Source organism: Brevundimonas alba (assembly GCF_011927945.1).
GTDB lineage: Bacteria > Pseudomonadota > Alphaproteobacteria > Caulobacterales > Caulobacteraceae > Brevundimonas > Brevundimonas alba.
In genome coordinates, this window is the sequence record NZ_JAATJM010000001.1 from 460,328 (window position 1) to 479,873 (window position 19,546).

Annotated in this window: 21 protein-coding genes; 2 read left to right on the forward strand and 19 right to left on the reverse strand. The window is 69.7% G+C overall.

Going from position 1 to position 19,546, the window contains the following annotated elements; all coding sequences use genetic code 11:
• Positions 1 to 7 precede the first annotated feature (7 nt).
• The 10 genes from GGQ87_RS02200 to GGQ87_RS02245 all read right to left on the reverse strand — a co-directional run bounded on the left by GGQ87_RS02200 (position 8) and on the right by GGQ87_RS02245 (position 10,140).
• A complete protein-coding gene (locus GGQ87_RS02200; protein ID WP_168045080.1) occupies positions 8 to 679 on the reverse strand; it encodes a response regulator transcription factor in 672 nt (223 codons plus the stop codon).
• A gap of 88 nt (positions 680 to 767) precedes the next feature.
• Entirely contained in the window at positions 768 to 2,330 is a 1,563-nt protein-coding gene (locus GGQ87_RS02205) for a trypsin-like peptidase domain-containing protein (protein ID WP_168045081.1), read from the reverse strand.
• 110 nt (positions 2,331 to 2,440) lie between these two features.
• Positions 2,441 to 2,947, reverse strand: coding sequence for a cytochrome c-type biogenesis protein CcmH (locus GGQ87_RS02210; protein ID WP_168045082.1), 507 nt, complete (start codon positions 2,945 to 2,947; stop codon positions 2,441 to 2,443).
• A complete protein-coding gene (locus tag GGQ87_RS02215; protein WP_168047238.1) occupies positions 2,944 to 4,929 on the reverse strand; it encodes a heme lyase NrfEFG subunit NrfE in 1,986 nt (661 codons plus the stop codon). Before GGQ87_RS02215 ends, GGQ87_RS02210 begins: the two co-directional genes overlap by 4 nt.
• Positions 4,926 to 5,402, reverse strand: a complete 477-nt coding sequence (ccmE, locus tag GGQ87_RS02220; RefSeq protein ID WP_168045083.1) for a cytochrome c maturation protein CcmE — start codon at positions 5,400 to 5,402, stop codon at positions 4,926 to 4,928. Before ccmE ends, GGQ87_RS02215 begins: the two co-directional genes overlap by 4 nt.
• Positions 5,399 to 6,220 (reverse strand): c-type cytochrome biogenesis protein CcmI, encoded by an 822-nt coding sequence (gene ccmI / locus GGQ87_RS02225; protein WP_168045084.1) that lies wholly within the window; start codon positions 6,218 to 6,220, stop codon positions 5,399 to 5,401. Before ccmI ends, ccmE begins: the two co-directional genes overlap by 4 nt.
• A 19-nt stretch (positions 6,221 to 6,239) precedes the next feature.
• Positions 6,240 to 7,601 (reverse strand): hypothetical protein, encoded by a 1,362-nt coding sequence (locus GGQ87_RS02230; RefSeq protein ID WP_168045085.1) that lies wholly within the window; start codon positions 7,599 to 7,601, stop codon positions 6,240 to 6,242.
• Positions 7,602 to 7,681: 80 nt separating this feature from the next.
• A complete protein-coding gene (locus tag GGQ87_RS02235; RefSeq protein WP_168045086.1) occupies positions 7,682 to 9,151 on the reverse strand; it encodes an ATP-binding protein in 1,470 nt (489 codons plus the stop codon).
• Positions 9,148 to 9,828, reverse strand: coding sequence for a response regulator transcription factor (locus GGQ87_RS02240; protein ID WP_168045087.1), 681 nt, complete (start codon positions 9,826 to 9,828; stop codon positions 9,148 to 9,150). The genes GGQ87_RS02235 and GGQ87_RS02240 overlap by 4 nt, the downstream gene beginning before the upstream one ends.
• Positions 9,829 to 10,140, reverse strand: coding sequence for a hypothetical protein (locus GGQ87_RS02245; protein WP_168045088.1), 312 nt, complete (start codon positions 10,138 to 10,140; stop codon positions 9,829 to 9,831).
• 253 nt (positions 10,141 to 10,393) lie between these two features.
• On the opposite strand from GGQ87_RS02245, the gene GGQ87_RS02250 reads away from it, so the two are divergent.
• Complete coding sequence (locus GGQ87_RS02250) at positions 10,394 to 10,786, forward strand: hypothetical protein (RefSeq protein WP_168047240.1); 393 nt, start codon at positions 10,394 to 10,396, stop codon at positions 10,784 to 10,786.
• Positions 10,787 to 10,847: 61 nt separating this feature from the next.
• Here the strand turns inward: GGQ87_RS02250 and GGQ87_RS02255 are convergent, their stop codons facing one another.
• Positions 10,848 to 11,663, reverse strand: coding sequence for a PhzF family phenazine biosynthesis protein (locus tag GGQ87_RS02255; protein ID WP_168045089.1), 816 nt, complete (start codon positions 11,661 to 11,663; stop codon positions 10,848 to 10,850).
• 45 nt (positions 11,664 to 11,708) lie between these two features.
• On the opposite strand from GGQ87_RS02255, the gene GGQ87_RS02260 reads away from it, so the two are divergent.
• The gene (locus GGQ87_RS02260; protein WP_168045090.1) at positions 11,709 to 12,143 is read left to right on the forward strand and encodes a GNAT family N-acetyltransferase; all 435 of its coding nucleotides are present in this window, start codon (positions 11,709 to 11,711) and stop codon (positions 12,141 to 12,143) included.
• Here GGQ87_RS02260 and GGQ87_RS02265 read toward each other — a convergent pair.
• The 8 genes from GGQ87_RS02265 to ftsH form a co-directional block, all read right to left on the reverse strand.
• Entirely contained in the window at positions 12,113 to 12,697 is a 585-nt protein-coding gene (locus GGQ87_RS02265) for a nucleotidyltransferase family protein (protein ID WP_168045091.1), read from the reverse strand. The genes GGQ87_RS02260 and GGQ87_RS02265 overlap by 31 nt on opposite strands.
• Positions 12,694 to 13,497: a bifunctional hydroxymethylpyrimidine kinase/phosphomethylpyrimidine kinase gene (thiD, locus tag GGQ87_RS02270; RefSeq protein WP_168045092.1), complete on the reverse strand. Its 804-nt coding sequence runs from the start codon at positions 13,495 to 13,497 to the stop codon at positions 12,694 to 12,696. Before thiD ends, GGQ87_RS02265 begins: the two co-directional genes overlap by 4 nt.
• 43 nt (positions 13,498 to 13,540) lie before the next feature.
• Positions 13,541 to 13,903 (reverse strand): DMT family protein, encoded by a 363-nt coding sequence (locus GGQ87_RS02275; protein WP_168045093.1) that lies wholly within the window; start codon positions 13,901 to 13,903, stop codon positions 13,541 to 13,543.
• Complete coding sequence (gene folP, locus GGQ87_RS02280) at positions 13,900 to 14,718, reverse strand: dihydropteroate synthase (RefSeq protein ID WP_209282379.1); 819 nt, start codon at positions 14,716 to 14,718, stop codon at positions 13,900 to 13,902. Before folP ends, GGQ87_RS02275 begins: the two co-directional genes overlap by 4 nt.
• Positions 14,715 to 15,017: a winged helix-turn-helix domain-containing protein gene (locus GGQ87_RS02285; RefSeq protein ID WP_168045094.1), complete on the reverse strand. Its 303-nt coding sequence runs from the start codon at positions 15,015 to 15,017 to the stop codon at positions 14,715 to 14,717. The genes folP and GGQ87_RS02285 overlap by 4 nt, the downstream gene beginning before the upstream one ends.
• 3 nt (positions 15,018 to 15,020) lie before the next feature.
• Positions 15,021 to 15,665, reverse strand: coding sequence for a hypothetical protein (locus tag GGQ87_RS02290; RefSeq protein ID WP_168045095.1), 645 nt, complete (start codon positions 15,663 to 15,665; stop codon positions 15,021 to 15,023).
• Positions 15,666 to 15,726: 61 nt separating this feature from the next.
• Positions 15,727 to 16,947 carry an acyltransferase family protein gene (locus GGQ87_RS02295; protein WP_168045096.1) on the reverse strand — a complete coding sequence of 407 codons (1,221 nt, stop codon included), beginning with the start codon at positions 16,945 to 16,947 and terminating at the stop codon, positions 15,727 to 15,729.
• Positions 16,948 to 17,602: 655 nt separating this feature from the next.
• Positions 17,603 to 19,531: an ATP-dependent zinc metalloprotease FtsH gene (gene ftsH, locus GGQ87_RS02300; protein ID WP_168045097.1), complete on the reverse strand. Its 1,929-nt coding sequence runs from the start codon at positions 19,529 to 19,531 to the stop codon at positions 17,603 to 17,605.
• Positions 19,532 to 19,546: the final 15 nt, after the last annotated feature.

Sequence of the window (19,546 nt, forward strand, 5' to 3'; positions counted from 1 at the left end):
GGAGGCGTCAGGCCTCCAGCCGATACCCCGCCCCGCGGACTGTCTGCAGCATGGCGTGGTCGAAGCCCTTGTCGATCTTGGCGCGCAGGCGGCTGATGTGAACGTCGATGACGTTGGTCTGGGGGTCGAAATGATATTCCCAGACCTTCTCGAGCAGCATGGTGCGGGTCACCGACTGGCCGGCGTGGCGCATCAGGAATTCGAGCAGCTGGAACTCGCGGGGCTGGAGGTCGATCTCCTTGCCGCCGCGGTGAACAGTGCGGGCGATGAGGTTCATCTCGAGGTCGCCCACCTTGAGCATGGTGGCGACCGAACCGGTCTCGCGGCGGCGGGACAGGGCCTCAACGCGGGCGATCAGCTCGGAGAAGGCGTAGGGCTTGACCAGATAGTCGTCGGCCCCGGCGCGCAGGCCGGCGACGCGGTCGTCAACCTCGCCCAGCGCGGACAGGAACAGGACCGGCGTCTGGTCGCCGTCCTTGCGCAGGGTCTCGACCATACCGATGCCGTCGAGGCGCGGCATCATGCGGTCGACGACATAGACGTCGTAGCCGCCCTTCTGGGCCTCCAGCAGACCGAAGGCGCCGTCGACGGCGTGGGTCGGCTCGTGACCGGCCTCGGTCAGGCCGCGGACCATGGCGGTCGCGGCTTCGGCGTCGTCCTCGACCACCAGAATGCGCATGAAAGACCCCTCCGGATGCAGAATCGCCGCCGATGGTAGCGCATCGGCGGCGATCTAGGCAGTTAAGCGTTTGTCAGGTTCGGGAGCGTCACTCGGTCTCGAACTTGAGGACCAGCGTGCCGCGCTGGGCGCCGGCGCTGACGAACAGCAGGATGCTGGGCCGTCCGGCTGCCTTGACGTCCCGAATGGCGGTGTTCAGATCGGCCGCCGTGCGGATCGCACGGTTGCCGGCGCGGCTGATGACCACGCCCGGCTCGAGGCCCGCCTCTGCCGCGGGGGTGCCGCGAGCGATGGCGGTGACGATCACGCCGGTGGTGGCTTCGGGCACGTTGTAGCGCGAGCGCAGGGCGTCGTTGAGCGGCGTCACCGTCGCTCCTTCGACCGCCTGGCCCTGCGGCGTGGACGGGGCAGAGGGAAGACCGGGGGCGGCGCCGTCGACGTTCTCGCGGAGATCGCTTTCCGAGGGACGGGTGCCGGCACGGACATTGAGCGTGCGACGGCGGCCGTCACGGATTACTTCGAGCCGGATCGTCTCGCCGGGGCGGCTGGAGCTGACAGCGCGGGTCGCCTCAGTGCCGTTGGCGACAGGACGACCATTGACGCCGACGAGCAGATCGCCGGCCTCGACGCCACCCTGCTCGGCTGGTCCACCCGGGGTCACGGAGTCGATGTAGGCGCCCTTGAAGTCGCGGGGCTGGCCGTAGGCCTCCCAGCGTTCGGGGTTGAAGGTCTGCAGGGCCAGGCCGACGTAACCCCGGGCGACCGTGCCGCCGCGCATCAGTTCGTCGGTCACCGGCTTGGCGATCGCGGCGGGAATGGCGAAGCCGATGCCGGCCGAGACGCCGGACGGCGACAGGATGGCGGAGTTCACGCCGATCACCCGCCCGTAGATGTCGAACGTCGGCCCCCCGGAGTTGCCGCGGTTGATGGCGGCGTCGATCTGGAGGAAGTCCACGAAGCCGGCGTCGGTCGGGTCGAACTGCCCGGCCTGACGGCCAAGGGCGGAGACGATGCCGGCCGTGGCCGTGCCGCCGAGGCCGAACGGATTGCCGACGGCGACGACCCAGTCGCCCACCCGGGGTTGAGCGGTCTCCTCGAAGGTCACGAACGGGAAGTCCGTGCCGTCGACCTTGATCACCGCCAGGTCCGTGGCTTCGTCGCGGCCGATGACCCGGGCCTGAAGCTCGCGCTCGTCGGCGAGGACGACCGTGATCTCCGTCGCGTCGGCGACGACGTGGTTGTTGGTGACGATGTAGCCATCGGCCGAGATGAAGAAGCCGGAGCCGGCGCCCGCGCCTTCGATTCCCTCTTCCTCACCCTCGCCTTCGCCGGATTCGGGAACCGGGATGGCGAAGGGCAGGCCGGGAACCTGCACCATGCCGTTCGCCGGGCGTTCAATCCGGGTCTTCACATTGATCTGCACGACTGCGGGGGCGACCTGCTGGAAGATGTCGGCGAAGCTGAGGGGCGCGCCCTGGGGCGGGGCGAAGGCGAGACCCGCGCCGCCGGCGTTCGGGGTCAGTCGGCCTGAGACGCCGCCCACGGGGCCCGCGTTGGCGGTCGGCCAGTCGATTACGCCGCCTGCGGTGGCGCCGGCCGCCAGAACCAGGCCGAACGTGGCCCCCAGCATGAATTCCTTACGCTTCATCATCGGGTTCGTACGATCCTCTCATCGGGCGCTGAACGCCCGGTCAGTCCGTCAATATAGGTCGGCGGCTCCCGTCGCCAACGCCGTGAGGCGAGGATGGGTCCGTCGGAACGTCAGTCGTCAGACGCCTTTGCGTCAGGATCGGGGCGAACATCGACCTCGGCCATAATATCGGCGAGCCGCGCCTCCTCGTCGGGCGACAAGGCTTCGATCTCGGTCCGGCGGCGACGGCTTTGCAGCAGGAGGACCGCGGCGACCGCCAGGGCGATGAGGAAGGGGCCGAACCACAGCAGCCATGTGCCGACCCGCACCGGCGGCTGGAACAGGACGAAATCGCCGTAGCGGCGGACGAGGTCCCGTTTGATTTCGGCGTCAGAGCGGCCGGCGGCCATCTGTTCACGCACCAGACCTCGCATGTCGGCCGCGATGACCGCGGGGCTGTCGCCAATGGCCTCGTGCTGACAGACGACACAGCGGATGCCGTCGAACAGGGCCTGCGCGCGGGCCTCCTGTGCCGCGTTGGCGAGCGGGCGGTCGGGTGCGGGCGGCGGTTCCTGCGAAGCAGCCGGCCCGGCGATCAGGCCCAGCGCGACGGCGGCGATCAGCAGGACCCGGCTCACGCCGCGGCCTTCCGCCTGGCGACGCCAAGGCGCAGGCGGCGGTCCAGCAGCGACAGGACACCGCCCAGCGCCATGATCGCCGGACCGAGGAAGATCAGCCGCGCCCAGGGATTCCACCAGACACGGACATTCCACGCGGGAGCGCCCGCAGTGGTCCGGCCGCGCTCGCCGAGCACGACATAGACGTCGTCCAGCCCGCGGAAGTCGAGACCGACCTCGGTGGTGGTCTGACCGCCCGCGGGGAAGAAGCGGCGCTCGGCGGTGATCTCGCGCGGTGCGGCGCCAGAGCGGAGGGTGACGGTCAGCCGGCCTCGCTCGGCCAGATAGTTGGGGCCCTCGACGATGCGAACATCGTTCAGACGCACGGTCCACGGTCCGGCCTCGATGGTCTGGCCGACCGCGATGGGGCGCGCCGCCTCGACGCGGTAGCCGGTCTCGACCACAGCCCCGAGCACGAAGACGCCGAGACCGGCGTGGGCCAGGGTTGTGCCCCAGGCGCCGAGCGGCAGGGCCTTGGCGCGACGAAGGGTCTCGCCCAGCGGGGCGCGGAAGAGGCGAATGCGCTCGGCCGTCTCGGCCAGGGCGCCGAGGATCAGCCAGGCGCCGAGCCCAAGGCCCGCCGCCGACAGGGCCTTGCGCGGCTCGAACACCAGCCACCCGGCGAAGGCGAGAAGGATCGCCAGACCGGCGGCGACGGCGAGGCGCTGGGTCACGCCCTTGAGATCGCCGCGCTTCCACGCCAGCAACGGCCCGGCGGGCAGGATCAGGAAGGCCGCGGCCATCAGCGGCACGAAGGTCAGGGCGAAATAGGGCGGGCCGACGGAGATGGTCGATCCGTTCGCCGCCTCGAGGATCAGCGGATACAGGGTGCCGAGCAGGACGGTGGCGCAGGCCGCGGTCAGGAACAGGTTGTTGAGCACCAGCGCGCCTTCGCGGCTGACGGGGGCGAAGAGGCCGCCGCCCTTGAGCTGCGGCGCGCGCCAGGCGAATAGGGCGAAGGCGAGCCCTGCGGTGCCGCCGAGGATGGCCAGCAGCATCAGGCCTCGCTGGGGATCGACGGCGAAGGCGTGGACGCTGGTCAGCACGCCGGAGCGGACGAGGAAGGCGCCCAGCATTGAGAAGGTGAAGGCCAGCAGCGCGAGGAAGGTGGTCCAGCCGGCTAGCGCCCCGCGCCGCTCGGTGACCACGGCGCTGTGCAGCAGGGCTGCACCGGCCAGCCACGGCATGAAGCTGGCGTTCTCGACCGGATCCCAGAACCACCAGCCGCCCCAGCCGAGCTCATAGTAGGCCCAGAAGGCGCCGAGGGTGATGCCGACCGTCAGGAAGGCCCAGCTGGCGAGCGCCCAAGGCCTGACCCAGCGGCCCCAGGCAGGCCAGAAGGCGGAGTTGGCGCGGCCCTCGATCAGGGCGGCCACGGCCAGCGAGAAGCAGACGGAGAAGCCGACGTAGCCGGCGTAGAGCAGCGGCGGATGGAAGGCGAGCGCCGGGTCCTGCAGCAGCGGGTTCAGGGACGCGCCCTGGAAAGGGGCCGGGTTGAGGCGCTCGAAGGGGCTTGAGGTGAAGACCGCGAAGGCGAGGAACAGGACGCCGAGCGTACCCTGCGTCGCGACGGCCGAGGTCTTGAGCCTGAACGGCAGGTTGCGGGCGCGGGCGAGGACGGCGCCGAAGCCGGTCAGGACGAGGCACCAGAGCAGCAGCGAACCCTCGTGACTGCCCCAGGCCCCGGCCACCTTGTAGAGCATCGGCTTGTCGGTGTGGCTGTTGGCCGCGACGTTGGCGACGGAGAAATCCGAAACGACGAAGGCGAAGATCAGGGCCGCAAAGGCGACGGCGACCGCGAGGGCCGCGGCGATGGCCGATCCCTCGGCGGCGCCCGCGAGGACAGGGCTGCGGCGCAGACGGCCGGCGACGGCGAGGGCCGTCTGGAGGCTCGACAGCGCGAGGGCGAGGATCAGGGCGAAGGCGCCCGCTTCGACGATCACGAGAGGTCCGATGCGCTGGCGGAGGCGGGCCGCCATTCGCCCTTGGCCTTGAGGCGGTCGGCCACCTCGCGCGGCATGTAGTTCTCGTCGTGCTTGGCCAGCACCTGCGTGGCGCGGAAGGTGCGGTCGGGCAGGAAGGCGCCCTGGGCCACGATGCCCTGCCCTTCGCGGAACAGGTCGGGCAGGTCGCCGCGATAGGTCACCCGCGTGGCGGCTATGTTGTCGGTGACCACGAAGACGACCTGGCCCGCGCCGTCGCGCACGACGCTCCTCGCCTCGACGAGACCGCCGAGACGCACGGTGCGGCCGGCCGGCGCCTTGGCCGGGGTGGCTTCGGAGGGGGAGAAAAAGAAGGTGACGCTGTCGCGCATGGCGAACAGGGACAGGCCGACAGCCAGCGCCAGCACGGGCGCGACGGCGGCGACCACCCACAGGCGGCGGCGGGCCTTGGGCGATTTCGGGAGCCAGCTCATCGAGCGGGTCCGGCAGGCAGGCGGGCCTGCAGGTCGGCGCGGCGCGGGTCGGCCGGATCGAGAGCGGCGATGAGGGGCAGCCACATCTCGCGGACACGGGCGGCATCGCCACGAGCGAGAGCGGCCTCGCCGAGGAAATAGCGGGCGCCGAGCTGGTCGGGATCGCGGTTGAGGGCCTGACGGAAGGCGGCCTCGGCGTCACCGTCGACCGCGCCGTCGTTGGCGCGCACGAGGCTCTCGCCCAGCCGGGCCCAGCTTTGTGCGTCGTCAGGCTGGATGGCCACCGCGCGCCGGAAGGCGGATGCGGCGCCGATGGGGTCGCCGGCCTCGAACCGGGCGGCGCCGAGCATGGTCAGGGCCTGATGATCGTCGGGCCGTTCCTTCACCACGCGGCCGACGACGGCGGCGATCTGGGGCGCTTCGAGGGTGTCGAGTTGAGTGGCCCACTGATCCACTCGGCGCTCGTAGGCCTGATCCGGCAGTCCGGGCGTTCCGACGGCCATGTACAGCCCCACCGAGCCGGCCACGGCCAGACCCACGCCACCGAGGACCCAGAAGCGGTCGCGGGGACCGGCGAGCACGGGCGCGGCCTCGCGCTGCGCCGACAGGATCCGGCGTCCGGCCTCGGCGCGGGCGGCGGTCCAGCCGGCCTCATCCAGCAGGCCCCTCGCCTTCAGCCGGTCGAGCTCGGACAGTTCAGCGATCGCGGTGGCTCCGGTCACGACCTCGCCAGCGTCCGCGCCGCGGCGCGCGCCGGACAGCACCAGCAGGCCCGCGAGCGCCGCCAGCAGCGCCGTCATGATCCAGAACATCGTCATCGTCGCGCGATGTAGCCGATCAGGCGGCCCGCGACGAGGGCTTCGACCCGTCAGTTGCGGCCCCGGCGACCGCGGCGCGGCGACGCACCGTGCGGGCGGCGTCCTTCGCATCAATCAGATCGAGAGAGCGGGCGGCCAGTTCGACGAGCCGCAGGGCGTTGACCTCGTCCGCGGCCTCGCCGTCGTTGATCAGCAGCAGGGCCTGATCGGCATAGTCGGTGAGGCGATCCGTCAGGGACTCGACCAGCTTGCGGCGGTCCGCCTCGGCGCCGAAGATTGAGGCCGGGCCGCGCACCGCGCCGACCAGCTTGAGCAGGTTGCGCGCGGCCTGGACGCCTTCGCCTTGCACCGGAGCGCTCAGCAGAGGGGCCTTGCGGGTCATGCGGCCGGAGGTCTGGATCCGCTCCAGAGGCAGGGCCCGGTCCACGGCCCGGTCGGCGGCGCGCAGGAAGCCCGAGAGCTGGCCGGCGATGCTGACACGCGCGTCGCGCACCGACTTGCCCCAGAGGCTGAGCGGATTGAGCGTCAAGGTCACGTCGAGTTCGTTGAGGACGTTGGCGCACCAGGTCAGGTCGTCGATGATCGGCTCCACGGTCGCCAGTTCCGAGCCGGGACGGAAGGCGGCGATCCGCGCCACCCGGGCGTCGACGCCGGCGATCAGCCGCTCGACGAAGCCCGACAGCTCCGAAGCGCTGAGGAAGCCCTCGCGACCCGCGGCGCAGGAGCTCTGGGTGACGATGCGCAGGATCAGGACGGCGTCGTCCAGATGCGAGAACAGCATCTCCAACACCCGCTGGGCGCCGTCCAGATGCACGCCGGCGCAGTCCTTGAGCAACAGGCGCAGCTCGGCGATCTGGTCGCCATCGGGCCGCTTGAGCCAGACTTCGAGCGACGGCAGGCCGCGACGGGCCAGATGGGCGAGATCGAGACAGGCGGCGAGGTCGGCGAGGCCTTGCTCACGCCGGTCGGGCTGGAGATCGGCGGGCCAGACCAGATCGGGCCGGTCGCGCACGGCGGCGGCGGCGGCCAGGCAGATGCGGTCGCACACGGCGATGGCGTCGGAGCCTTCCCGATCGAGCCGGGGCAGGAGGGCGGGCTCCCGCGTCGAACCGGCCTTCCACAGGCGAGGCAGGACGGCGGGCGGGAAGGTCATGGCCTCGACGCCGTCGGCGCGGGGCCGGAACATCGGCAGAAGGGGGGCAAGGACGAGGCGGCGGCGCGCGCGGTCGAGCGATTCTTCCAACAGCATGTCGCCCAGTTCCACGGCGCGCTCGCCGGGCAGGGCGATGGCAACCGACGACAGCTTGGCGAGCATGGGGTCGGGCGCCTGCTCGATCAGAGCGGCCAGGGCGACGCGATGGGCGACGGACAGCCCGGACATACAGGAACCTCGCGACCGGCAGTCTCCAGCCGTCGCCACACTGGACCCGTGAGGGTTAACATCCGCTGTCTGACGAACCGTCAAGCCTCGGCGGAGGGAAGCTCCAGCACGGCCTTCAGACCGCCGAGTTCGCTGTCGGACAGGGAGATGCGGCCGCCATAGGCCCGGGTTAGTTCGACCACGATCGACAGGCCGAGGCCGGAGCCGGGCGTGGTCTCGTCCATGCGCGATCCCCGAAGCAGGGCGGCCTCGCGCTGTTCGGCGGGCAGGCCGGGCCCGTCGTCCTCGACCACCACGACCATCTGGCCGAGACCCGTGGGTCCGGCGGAGACGCGCACCCGCTTTTTCGACCATTTGCAGGCGTTCTCGAGCAGGTTGCCGAGTAGTTCCTGAAGGTCCTGCCGCTCGCCGCGGAAGGCGAGTTCATCGGGGGCGCGCCAGTCGATGACCACGCCCTTGGTCTCGAAGACGCGTTCCAGCATCACCGCCATCTCGTCCAGCACCTCGGCGACGGGGGTGATTTCGCCCAGCATCTGGGCGCGGGCGGCGGCGCGGGCGCGGCGCAGATGGTGATCGACCTGGGCCTTCATGACCTCGGTCTGTTTGCGGACCATGTCGGGCAGCGGGCCCTGCTCGGTCCCCGCCTCCGCCAGCATGACGGAGAGGGGCGTCTTCAGGGCATGGGCGAGGTTTCCGACGTGGGTCCGCTGGCGCTCGACGGTCTCCTGATTGTGGTCGAGCAGGCGGTTAACCTGTTCGGCCAGCGGCTGGATTTCGACAGGATAGCTGCGGGCGATACGGGCGGCCCGGCCCTTGCGGACATCGGCGATCTCGTTGCGCAGGGCGTAGAGCGGGCGCAGGCCGATCTGGACCTGCAGGAAGACGGCGATCACGAGACCGAGGCCGAGGATCAGCAGGGCGGTCCAGGTGAAGGTGGCGAACTGCTGGGTGTCGCGGTCGATGTTCGACCGGTCGAGCCCGGCGAGGAAGACAACCGGCTGGGTCCGCCCGGGCAGTTGCTTCATGCTGGCGGCGACGCGCAGCGGCACGCCGAGGGGGCCCTCGCCGCCCGAACGCAGGCCGTCGGGGTCGTTGTAGCTGATCTGGGCGCCGCGGGCCGCCGCGAGCCGGTTCGGCAGCTCCGCCGGAATGGTCAGGTTCTCGCCCGCCAGCGACGGCGAGCGCACGAGGATGCGCAGTTTACCGCCCGGAGCCCGGTCGGCGACGGCCCAGTATTTCCCTGACAAGGCGCGAAGCGTGCGCTCGTCCTTGACCTCGCCGACGGTGATCGAGCCGTCCGGCAGGGCGTTGGAAGCCAGAACGACCTCGTCGATGGTGTCGCCGAGGACGTTGCTGAGACGGCGCAGGGCCGTCTCCTGATACTGGTTGGTCAGGGCCCAGCCCGTCAGAACGAGGGCGAGCACGATCCAGGCGGAGGCCAGCCAGATCAGGCGGCGCGTCAGGCTGCGGCCCGGACGGCCGAACCACCGGCCCCAGGTGCGCGGCGGGTCCGCGGTGGTGTCGGCGCTGCCCCCCGAGGCGTCCGTCACGCGCCCTCGCTCTCCCCGGGCAGGGGCGTCAGACGGTAGCCGAGGCCGCGGACCGTCTCGATCCGGTCGGGGCCGATCTTCTTGCGGAGACGGCCGACGAAGACCTCGATGGTGTTGGAGTCGCGGTCGAAGTCCTGATCGTAGAGGTGCTCGACCAGTTCTGTCCGGCTGATCACCCGGCCCTGATGCATCATCAGATAGTGCAGCAGGCGGTATTCGAGCGAGGTCAGGCGCAGGGGCTCGCCGTTGACGCTGGCGCGGGCCGCGCGGGGATCCAGACGCAGGCCGCCGCAGGACAGGGTCGAGGAGGCGATGCCGGCCGAGCGCCGCAGCAGGGCGCGCAGGCGGGCCAGCAGTTCCTCGGTGTGGAAGGGCTTGGTCAGATAGTCGTCGGCCCCGGCGTCGAAGCCGGAAACCTTGTCCGACCAGGCGCCGCGCGCCGTCAGGATCAGCACCGGCGTCGTCTTGCCGTCGCGCCGCCAGCGTTCGAGCACCGAAACGCCGTCGATCTTGGGCAGGCCGAGATCCAGCACGACAACGTCATAGGGCTCGGTATCGCCGAGGAAATGGGCCTCCTCGCCGTCCGCGGCGTGGTCGACAGCGTAGCCGGCGTCGGACAGAGCGCCTTTCAGCTGGCGCGACAGATCGGCGTCGTCCTCGACTAGCAGCACGCGCATTCAGCGTTCTCCGATTACGCGGCCGCTCTGGCCGTCGACCATGATGTCGGCGACGCGGCCGCCGGGATATTCCCAACGCACCACGATCATGTCGCCGCGATTGCTGGCGCCGAGGAAGCGACCGGGGCGGCCGGCCGACGCGCGCTGGACGGCGGCGCCGACGCTGACGCGCGGGCGTTCGTCCGACTGTTCGCGGCGCGGACGTTCGCCGTCACGGTCGCGTCCGCCGCGCTCGCCACGATCCTGCGCCGCGGCGGAAAGCGGCGCGGCGGCGATCAGGGCGGCAAGGATGTAAACAGGCATCCGGGTCATGTGGGACGGTCTAGGCCCAAGGCTCTGAACGACGGCTGAACGGCGCGTGTAGACATATTTCACCGCTCCCCGACCGTTACCGCCGATCCATACGCGCGTCCTCGCGTGAGGGCGAGACAGCCCGTGGACGCTTTGTAATCGACATGAACGCTACCTGACACAAGCCGTTCAGATCGGGCTCAGATCGAAAGTGCTTTTCTCCGTGTCAACGCAGCCAGTTCGGCAAGCGTGAACGCGAAGGATAAGACCGATGATGAAGAAAGCCCTCATCCCCCTGCTGGCCATCGCCGCGGCGTCGGTCGCGGTTCCGGCAGCGGCCCAAAACTATGACCGTCACGACCGTGGCGACCGCTACGAACAAAACCGTGGCGACCGCTACGAGCAGAACTACGGCAACTGGCAGTCGATCAGCCAGCGCAAGTACCAGCTCGATCGCCGGATCGACAACGGCCTGCGCAACGGCGCCCTGAGCCGCCGCGAGGCGACCCGGCTGAAGTCGGAGCTCAACACGCTGGTCCGTCTGGAGCGCAGCTACATGCGCGGCGGTCTGACCCGCGCCGAGCGCAGCGACCTTGATCGTCGCTACGACCGTCTGGCCGTGCAGGTCCGCGCCGAACGTCGCGACCGCGACAACCGCCGCTACTAAGGCCTGACCTTTCCTCCCCGGGAGGTCCGAGGGGCGCCGTCCGAAAGGGCGGCGCCCTTTCCTATGGCGTGAGGCGCAGACGGCTTTCGATGACGGTGACCGCCTGCCCGCGCAGCAGGACGCGGTCGCCGCGGACCTCGGTCTGGATATCGCCGCCGCGGCCGGGGAAGACCTGGCGGAAGGTCACTTCGGGCCGACCGAGCTTGTCGGCATAGAGCGGGCCCAGGATGCAGTGGGCCGAGCCGGTGGCCGGATCCTCTTCTATGCCGCAGCCGGGGGCGAAGAAACGGTCGACCACGTCGACATCGTCTCCGTGGCCGGCGAGGGCGCAGACGATCACCTGGCCCGATTCACCCGCCTCACCCTGCAGGCCGGCGATGCCAGCAGTGTCGGGACTGACGGATCGGACCGCGTCGGCGTCCGTCAGGACCGCGACCAGATAGCGGCCGGCCCAGACCTCGACCGGCTCTACGCCGAGCGCTTCGGCAAGTCCGGCGAGCGAGCCGGTGCGGCGCGGCGGATCGGCCGGGAAATCCATCTCATAGCCCTCGCCGACCCGGCTCACGATCAGCGGCCCGGACCGGGTGTCGAAGGTCAGGGCGGCGGCGTCGGCGCCGAGCTCGGCGATCAGGACGTGCGCCGAGCCCAACGTGGCGTGACCGCAGAGATCGACCTCGCGTCCCGGAGTGAACCAGCGCAGGCCGAAGCGGGCCGGATCGTCGGTGCGCAGCAGGAAGGCGGTCTCGGCCTGATTGTTCTCCTTCGCCAGCGCCTGCATCCAGTCATCGGAGGGCCACTGGTCGAACGGCTCGACCACGCAGGCGGGGTTGCCGCGGAAGGGGGCGGCGGCGAAGGCGTCTACGGTCCACTGGCGCATGGGCAGGCTGTTACGCTACCGCTGCGTTCCGGAAAAGATGAGCCGATGACCGACCTGCGCACCGAACTGACCCACGACGAACTGCGCACCGCCTGGCGGTGGATCGCGGACGAGAGCTACTGGGGCAAGGCGATCCCGTGGGCGGTGTTCGAGCGCGCCTGCCGGGGTTCGATCTGCTTCGGTCTGTTCGAGGGCGAGCGGCTGGCCGCCTTCGGGCGGGTAGTCACCGACGGCGCGACCTTCGCCTGGCTGTGCGACGTGTTCGTCGATGCGGAGAGCCGGGGCTGCGGTCTCGGCAAGTCGCTGATGGAAGGGATCATGGCGCATCCGGAGGTGCAGGATCTGCGGCGCTGGGGGCTGGCGACGGCCGACGCGCACGGTCTGTACGCGCAATACGGCTTCGAGCCGGCCGATCCTCTGCGTCACATGGAGAAGGTGGACCGTGACATCTATCCGCGGCTGTCCGGCTCGATCACCTGAAGTTCGGGCCAGCGAGCCGTGGCGTTGGCGACGACGCGGGCCCAGCCGTTGGCCAGTCCACGTCGGGGATTGGGTCTCAGCACCATGCCGAACACATCGTCGAGGCCGAAGGGGGCCGCGACGCTGATCGAGTCGTCATCCTCGAGGCGCACGCCAACGGCGAAGGCAGGCGCGACGAAGCGGGCCAGGGCCTCGTCCGTGCCGCTCAGGGCCTCGTAGGGCTCGCCGAACTTGCCCTCGAACCAGAGGTGGACGCGGGCCTGGTTGCGGACCTCGACCATGTCGCGGAAAGGCGGTTCGAAGGCGGCCGCCACGCGCTTGATGACGACGTCCTCGGCGTCCCACGAGGTGTCGGGATCGAAATAGCCGAGGTCGTAATCGCGGATGCCGTAGCCGGTGGGGCGGCCCGTGACGGCGTTCCAGACGTTCTGGTAGACGGCGCCGGAGAAGACTCGCCAATCGTTGAGGCCGAGCCCGCGCACCGTGGTCAGGACGTGCATGAGGCCGGGATCGGTGCGGACGATGCCGGCGAGGCGGGTCTCCAGATCGCTCATCGGGCGTCCCTCAATGGCCAGCCGTGGTCGAGGGGACCGTGTCCCTGCCCCAGTCCCGGCGCGCGGCGGATGGCCTCGGCGACATAGGCCCAGGCCTCGGCGACGGCGACGTCCAGCGGCAGCCCCTTCGCCAGCCCGGCGGCGCAGGCGCTGGCGAGGGTGCAGCCGGTCCCGTGGGTGTGCCGGGTGTCGACCCGCGGCCCTTCGAGCAGGGTCTCGCCGGTCGGGGTGAGCAGCAGATCGATCACCGTCTCGCCGGGGACGTGGCCGCCCTTCATCAGCACGGCCCGGGCGCCGAGGGCCAGCAGCGCCTCGCCGGCGCGGCGCTGGCCGTCGAGATCGGCGACGGGAACACCGGTCAGTGCTTCCGCCTCCGGCGCGTTCGGAGTCAGCAGGGCGGCGCGGGGGACCATCAGCGTCCGCACCGCGGCCACGGCCTCGTCCGGCAACAGGGGCTGGCCGCCCTTGGCGATCATCACAGGGTCGACCACGGCGGGGGCGTCTGAGGAGGCAAGGATGGCGGCGACGCGCTCGACCACCTCGGTGGAGCCGAGCATGCCGGTCTTGATGGCGTCGGCGCCGATGTCGTCCAGCACCGCCCGGGCCTGCGCCTCGATCAGGTCGAGCGGCAGGGGGTGGACGCCGTGAACGCCGAGCGTGTTCTGGACGGTGATGGCGGTGATGGCCGTGGCGGCGTATCCGCCCATGGCGGTCACGGCCTTGATGTCGGCCTGTATGCCGGCCCCGCCTCCGGAATCGGAGCCGGCGATGATCAGGACGCGTCCGGTGGGCGAGGTCATGGGCACGGGATGGCGAATCCGCATCGACTCGGCAAGGGCGGTTTCACCCCGCCAGCGGCCCGCGGAAGATGAACCAGGCGCCGAGGGCGATGAAGGCGAAGCCGACGGCATGGTTCAGGGTCAGCTTCTCGCCGAGATAGAGGACCGAGAAGGCGGCGAAGACGACGAGGGTGATGACCTCCTGCATCGTCTTCAGCTCGGCCGCCGAATAGACCTGATGGCCGATGCGGTTGGCCGGGACCGCCAGCCAGTATTCGAAGAAGGCGATCGACCAGCTGACCATGACCACGATGGCGAGGGGCTTCGATCCGAACTTGAGGTGGCCGTACCAGGCGAAGGTCATGAAGACGTTCGACAGCGCCAGCATCAAGATCGGCGCGATGTAGGGGCCGGTCAGGGCGTTCATCGGCCCGAGCCCTCCGCGATGACAGCGGCCTGCACGGCGAGCGCCTGGACCGTTTCGCGGACGTCGTGGACGCGGATGACGGCGGCGCCTTTGCGGGCGGCCTCCAGCGCGAGGGCGAGGGAGCCGCCGAGGCGGTCGGCGGTATCCGTGGCGGTCGGGTCGACGGTCTGGATGGTGCGCTTGCGGCTGGCTCCGTAGAGCACGGGGAAGCCGGAGGCTGTCAGGCGCTCGAGGTGGGCGGTCAGGGCGAGGTTGTGGGCGGCGGTCTTGCCGAAGCCGAGGCCGGGATCGAGCCAGATGCGCTCACGGACGATGCCTGCTGCTATGGCGGCTTCAGCGCGGGCGAGGAGCCAGTCGACGACCTCGGCGACCACGTCGTCGTAGTGGGGCGCGGCCTGCATGGTGCGGGGCTCGCCCTTCATGTGCATCAGGACGACGTCGCATCCGAGTTCGGCGGCGGTCGTAAGGCTGTCGGGGGCGAAGCCGAGGGCGGTCACGTCGTTCCACATCGTGGCGCCGGCGGCGACGGCGGCGCGGGCGACGGCTGGCTTCATGGTGTCGATGCTGATCGGGCCGGGCCAGCGGGCGCGCAGGCCTTCGATCACGGGCGCGGTACGGGCGATCTCGTCCGCTTCGGAGACGGGATCGGCGCCGGGGCGCGTGCTCTCGCCGCCGATATCGAGGAGGTCGGCGCCCTGTTCGATCAGCTTCAGGCCATGGGCGACGGCGGCCTCGACGGACGACAGGCGGCCGCCGTCGGAGAAGCTGTCCGGCGTGACGTTGACGATGCCCATGACTTGGGCGCGGGCCGTCATTCCCTGCCCCCGATCAGGGCGCCGATGGTCTCGAGGTAGGCGGCGAAGGCGCGGCGGCCGTCCTGGGTGATGGCGACACGGGTCAAGGGCTTGTTGGCGACGAAGCTCTTGGAGATGGCGACATAGCCCGCCTCCTCCAGCTTCTTGAGATGGACGGAGAGGTTGCCCTGCGTCGCCTCGAGCACGGTCTTGAGCTCGGTGAAGTCGGCGGCGTCGACATCGGCCAGATAGACCATGATCCCCAGCCGCATGCGGCCGTGGATGACCTCGTCGATCCGTCCGAGATCGGCCAGTCCCATGGCTCAGGCCGCCGCCTTCGATCCGGTGCGGGCTTCGCGGAACATGACCCAGCCCGGCAAGGCGAAGATGGCGAACAGGGCGACGGTGCAGACGCCGAGATACCAGACGGGCTGACGCACCAGCAGGCCGAGCGCCACGGCGGTGACCCAGCCGCCGAGGGCGGTGGCCAGCATCCAGCCCTTCTTCTTCAGGGTCCACGCCATGTACCAGGCGGCGGCCTGGAGGGCGAAGACGATGGCGGCGTAGTAGAGCCAGATGGCGAAGTCGTTGTCGCGGACCGCGCCGACGCCGAAGACGATGATGACGGCGGTGTTGGCCATGCCGGTGGCGCTGAAGGCGGCGTTGAGGGAGCGGCTGGCGAGGGGGCCCCGGGCCGCGCCCGACTTGCGGTCCTTGAGGATCGCCCAGGTCAGGACCGCCAGGAAGCTGACGGTGATCATGACGACGAAGGCCAGATTGGCGAGGTCGGGCCAGCGGATCAGGCCGATCACCTGTCCGACGTGGAACAGGCACTGCAGGCCGTACAGCAGGCCGCCGGCGAGATAGCAGATCGCCAGCGTCAGGGAGGGTCGTCCGCCGCCCTCGACGATCGAGCGCATGAAGGCGAGGTCGTCTTCGGCGGAGTGCATTTTCGGCTTGGCGGGCATCAGCGATTCTCCGGAACCGGCTCGTCCCGATTGGGTGGACGAGCCGGTCGGGGTTGGCAAGCTATTCGGCGGGGGCGAGGACGGGCTGGCGTGAGCGGCGCCACGGGATGCGGCGACCGTTGAGGAAGCGGCCGAGGAAGGTGTGCCGGACCAGCAGCTCGTAGCTGATCAGGGCGACGGCCATGACGCCGACGACGATGCCGCCCAGCTTGCCCCACCACGGCAGCGGCGCGTCCAGCATCAGGACCTGACCGACCAGAACCAGCGGCAGGTGGACGATGTAGACCCAGTAGGAGGCGTCGGCGAGGTAGCGGCGCACGGCGCTGTGGCCTGACAGGAAGCGCAGAGACAGGGCGGTTACGGCGAAGGTCGAGGTGAAGACGGCGACGGCATAGACGCAGGCGGTGGCGATCTTGAGCGAGGGATCGGTCACCGGGTCCAGCGACAGGCCCGGACCGCCGGCGAGGGCAAGGGCGCCGGCGCCCGTGCCGAGGGCCATGACGGTGAAAACGAGCCACAGGCGCTCGATCCGGACCAGCAGGTCGCGGCGGCGGTCCAGCATCAGGCCGAGGGCGAAGGACGAGCCGAAGGCGACGACCGAGGCGGGGTTGGGCACGAAACCCTTGTCGGGCGTGGGGATGCCGAAGAAGGCGATCCAGTCGGGCGTGGCCCACAGGGCGACGGCCAGCGGCGCGGCCAGGACGATGGGGGTCCATGGTCCGATCAGGACGCCGGTCAGGCGGTCGAACAGGCGTCCCACTGCGCCATTGCGGTCGAGGGCGGCGACCGGCGCGCGGAGCAGCAGGAAGGCGGCGTAGAACAGCAGCAGCACCCAGAGGAACCAGAGGTGCAGCAGGGGGAAGGTCTCGAGCGTCAGCGGCGGGGGCGGCGGCCCGTCGGTCGGGATGGCGCCGCCGTTGTCGATCGCGGCCTTCCAGACGATGACGGCGATGAAGGCCGGGAAGACGACCCACCAGAGGCCGAACAGCGGATTGGCGATCCGCATCAGCCGGTCCTTGATGAAGCCCCAGGTTCCGCGCCGCCCCAGCAGCATGTGGGCGAACAGGCCGGCGATCAGGAAGAAGGCGGTCATGCGGAACAGGTGGATGGCGAAGAACAGCACCGAGGCGACCGGCGAGGTCTGGTCGTCCGGGAAGAGCCAGATCGGCGTCGGCAGATAGCTCAGCGAGGCGTGCAGGACGACGCCGAGCAGGAGGGCGCCGCCGCGCAGGGCGTCGAGGCCGTGCAGGCGGTCGGGTCGATGGATTTCAGATGACGACATCGCGCCCTCCCCTTGGTGATGAGGTGGTTTACGTCAGACTTGTTTGAAATGCAAACTTGTTCGTTCGCGCTTGGCTCCGATTGAAGAGCGGGAGGCGTGCGGAGCGCCGGGCCTGCGCCCGGAGAAGAAGAGTTGATTACCGTTTCGACGCAGTCAGACGCTCCGCGCGGAGATTGTTCGGAAGCTTGCGTCGGGTGGCGGTGTTATCGCCTTACCGCAGCGCCTCCGGCGGGCGGGTCGGCCTTGCGCAGCCGATCCCCGGACCGGACGAGTATCCCCCTCGCCCCTGACCCCGCTTCTCCACATCCCGTCGCCAAAGGGCGCAAGGCCTTTGCGCCTCCCGGTGCGACGGGACGGAGAGCATTATGCGCCTGCGGACTTATGCGGATGGAAGATTGGTTTGAGAAAAGGGGATGCGTCTGGAAAGGCGGGGGTTTCTCTCCGCTATCCGACTATAGAAACGCGGATTGTAAGCACAGCGTCATGGGTTCCTTCTCCCCTTGAGGGAGAAGGTGGGCCGGAGGCCCGGATGAGGGGGCTGTGTCAGCGTCTCAAGTGCGGGGTGGGTGGCGGCTTGCCGGAGAAATGGGTGTCTCACCCCTCATCCGCCCCTCCGGGGCACCTTCTCCCGCAAGGGGAGAAGGGCCGGGAGAGTTCAGTGCACCGTGGGCTGTTCGACGTCGACGCCGTCGGAGACCGGGGTGATCGGCACCGAGACCGAGGGGCCGGAGTTGGGGAAGTTGTTCTCGTCGCGGTTCGGGGCGAGGCCCTTCTCCAGCAGGTCCTTGATCTCGTCGCCGGACAGGGTCTCGTATTCGAGCAGGGCCTGGGACAGTTTCTCGTGGTCCTCGGCCTTTTCGGTGAGGATGCGGCGCGCCTCGTCCCAGCCTTCGGTGACGATGCGCTTGACCTCTTCGTCGATGATCCGGGCGGTCTCTTCCGAGACGTTCTGGCTGCGCGCCACCGAATGGCCGAGGAAGACCTCTTCCTGGTTCTCGCCATAGGCCACGGTGCCGAGCTTCTCGGAGAAGCCCCAGCGGGTGACCATGGCGCGGGCCAGTTTGGTGGCCTGCTGGATGTCCGAGCTGGCGCCCGAGGTGATGTTCTCCTTGCCGAAGATCAGCTCCTCGGCCACCCGGCCGCCGGCCATGATGGCGATGCGGTCCACCATCTGCTGGAACTTCATCGAATAGCGGTCGCCTTCGGGAAGCTGCATGACCATGCCGAGGGCGCGGCCGCGCGGGACGATGGTGGCCTTGTGCACGGGATCGGCCATCTTGACGTTGATGGCGACCAGGGCGTGGCCGGCCTCGTGATAGGCGGTCATCCGCTTCTCTTCGTCGTTCATGGCCATCGACTTGCGCTCGGCGCCCATCATGACCTTGTCCTTGGCGTCCTCGAAGTCGCGGTGGGTGACCATGCGACGGTCCTTGCGGGCCGCCGTCAGGGCCGCCTCGTTGACGAGGTTGGCCAGGTCGGCGCCGGAGAAGCCTGGCGTGCCGCGGGCGATGGTCTTGACGTTGACGTCGGCGGCCAGGGGCACGTCCTTCATGTGGACGCGGAGGATCTTCTCGCGTCCGCCTACATCGGGGTTGGGCACCACGACCTGACGGTCGAAGCGGCCGGGACGCAGCAGGGCCGGGTCCAGAACGTCGGGGCGGTTGGTCGCGGCGATCAGGATGATGCCTTCGTTGGATTCGAAGCCGTCCATCTCGACCAGCAGCTGGTTGAGGGTCTGCTCGCGCTCGTCATTGCCGCCGCCCAGACCGGCGCCGCGGTGACGGCCGACGGCGTCGATCTCGTCGATGAAGATGATGCAGGGGGCGTTCTTCTTGGCCTGTTCGAACATGTCGCGCACGCGGCTGGCGCCGACGCCGACGAACATCTCGACGAAGTCAGAGCCGGAGATCGAGAAGAAGGGCACGCCCGCCTCGCCCGCGACAGCGCGAGCCAGCAGGGTCTTGCCGGTGCCGGGAGGGCCGACCAGCAGGGCGCCCTTGGGAATCTTGCCGCCGAGGCGCTGGAACTTGGCCGGGTCCTTGAGGAAGTCGACGATCTCCTGGAGCTCGTCCTTGGCCTCCTCGACGCCGGCGACATCCTCGAAGGTCTTGCGTCCCTTGTGCTCGGTCAGGAGCTTGGCCTTGGACTTGCCGAAGCCCATGGCGCCGCGCGCGCCGCCCTGCATCTGACGCATGATCAGGATCCACAGGCCGATGATGAGGATGAAGGGCAGCAGGCCGATCAGGGCGCTGACCCAGATCGACTGACGTGTGCTCTTGACGTCGATCTGCGCGCCCGAGGCGTTCAGGCTCTCGATCAGGTCGCCGTTCGGCAGGGTGGTGACGACGGTGAATTTCTTGTCGTCCTTGGTCAGGACGGTGAGGGTCTCGTTCTTGACCTCGACCGCCTTGATCGCCTTGGCGTCGCGCGCGGCGATCAGCTGCGAATAGCTCATCGGCTGCGGACGGGCGGAGGCCGCCTTCTGTCCCGGCGTGGCGAAGGAGCCGCCCCGATCGACGGCCACATCGAAGGCGAGCGCGCCCAGGATGACGGCGCCCCAGATGGCCAGATTGCGAAGATTCATTCTCGTTTCGATCCC

What these genes read in the sequence shown, in the direction of transcription:
- GGQ87_RS02265 (WP_168045091.1), bottom strand. Translation starts at nt 12,697, where the DNA reads ATGAGCGATCTGGAGACCCGCCTCGCCGGCATCGTCCGCACCGATCCC.
- ccmE (WP_168045083.1), bottom strand. Translation starts at nt 5,402, where the DNA reads ATGAGCTGGCTCCCGAAATCGCCCAAGGCCCGCCGCCGCCTGTGGGTG.
- GGQ87_RS02285 (WP_168045094.1), bottom strand. Translation starts at nt 15,017, where the DNA reads ATGGGACTGGCCGATCTCGGACGGATCGACGAGGTCATCCACGGCCGC.
- GGQ87_RS02240 (WP_168045087.1), bottom strand. Translation starts at nt 9,828, where the DNA reads ATGCGCGTGCTGCTAGTCGAGGACGACGCCGATCTGTCGCGCCAGCTG.
- ftsH (WP_168045097.1), bottom strand. Translation starts at nt 19,531, where the DNA reads ATGAATCTTCGCAATCTGGCCATCTGGGGCGCCGTCATCCTGGGCGCG.
- GGQ87_RS02245 (WP_168045088.1), bottom strand. Translation starts at nt 10,140, where the DNA reads ATGACCCGGATGCCTGTTTACATCCTTGCCGCCCTGATCGCCGCCGCG.
- GGQ87_RS02275 (WP_168045093.1), bottom strand. Translation starts at nt 13,903, where the DNA reads ATGAACGCCCTGACCGGCCCCTACATCGCGCCGATCTTGATGCTGGCG.
- GGQ87_RS02290 (WP_168045095.1), bottom strand. Translation starts at nt 15,665, where the DNA reads ATGCCCGCCAAGCCGAAAATGCACTCCGCCGAAGACGACCTCGCCTTC.
- GGQ87_RS02200 (WP_168045080.1), bottom strand. Translation starts at nt 679, where the DNA reads ATGCGCATTCTGGTGGTCGAGGACGACGCCGAAGCCGCGACCGCCATG.
- GGQ87_RS02295 (WP_168045096.1), bottom strand. Translation starts at nt 16,947, where the DNA reads ATGTCGTCATCTGAAATCCATCGACCCGACCGCCTGCACGGCCTCGAC.
- GGQ87_RS02230 (WP_168045085.1), bottom strand. Translation starts at nt 7,601, where the DNA reads ATGTCCGGGCTGTCCGTCGCCCATCGCGTCGCCCTGGCCGCTCTGATC.
- folP (WP_209282379.1), bottom strand. Translation starts at nt 14,718, where the DNA reads ATGACGGCCCGCGCCCAAGTCATGGGCATCGTCAACGTCACGCCGGAC.
- GGQ87_RS02250 (WP_168047240.1), top strand. Translation starts at nt 10,394, where the DNA reads ATGAAGAAAGCCCTCATCCCCCTGCTGGCCATCGCCGCGGCGTCGGTC.
- GGQ87_RS02255 (WP_168045089.1), bottom strand. Translation starts at nt 11,663, where the DNA reads ATGCGCCAGTGGACCGTAGACGCCTTCGCCGCCGCCCCCTTCCGCGGC.
- GGQ87_RS02260 (WP_168045090.1), top strand. Translation starts at nt 11,709, where the DNA reads ATGACCGACCTGCGCACCGAACTGACCCACGACGAACTGCGCACCGCC.
- ccmI (WP_168045084.1), bottom strand. Translation starts at nt 6,220, where the DNA reads ATGACGATGTTCTGGATCATGACGGCGCTGCTGGCGGCGCTCGCGGGC.
- GGQ87_RS02205 (WP_168045081.1), bottom strand. Translation starts at nt 2,330, where the DNA reads ATGATGAAGCGTAAGGAATTCATGCTGGGGGCCACGTTCGGCCTGGTT.
- thiD (WP_168045092.1), bottom strand. Translation starts at nt 13,497, where the DNA reads ATGACCTCGCCCACCGGACGCGTCCTGATCATCGCCGGCTCCGATTCC.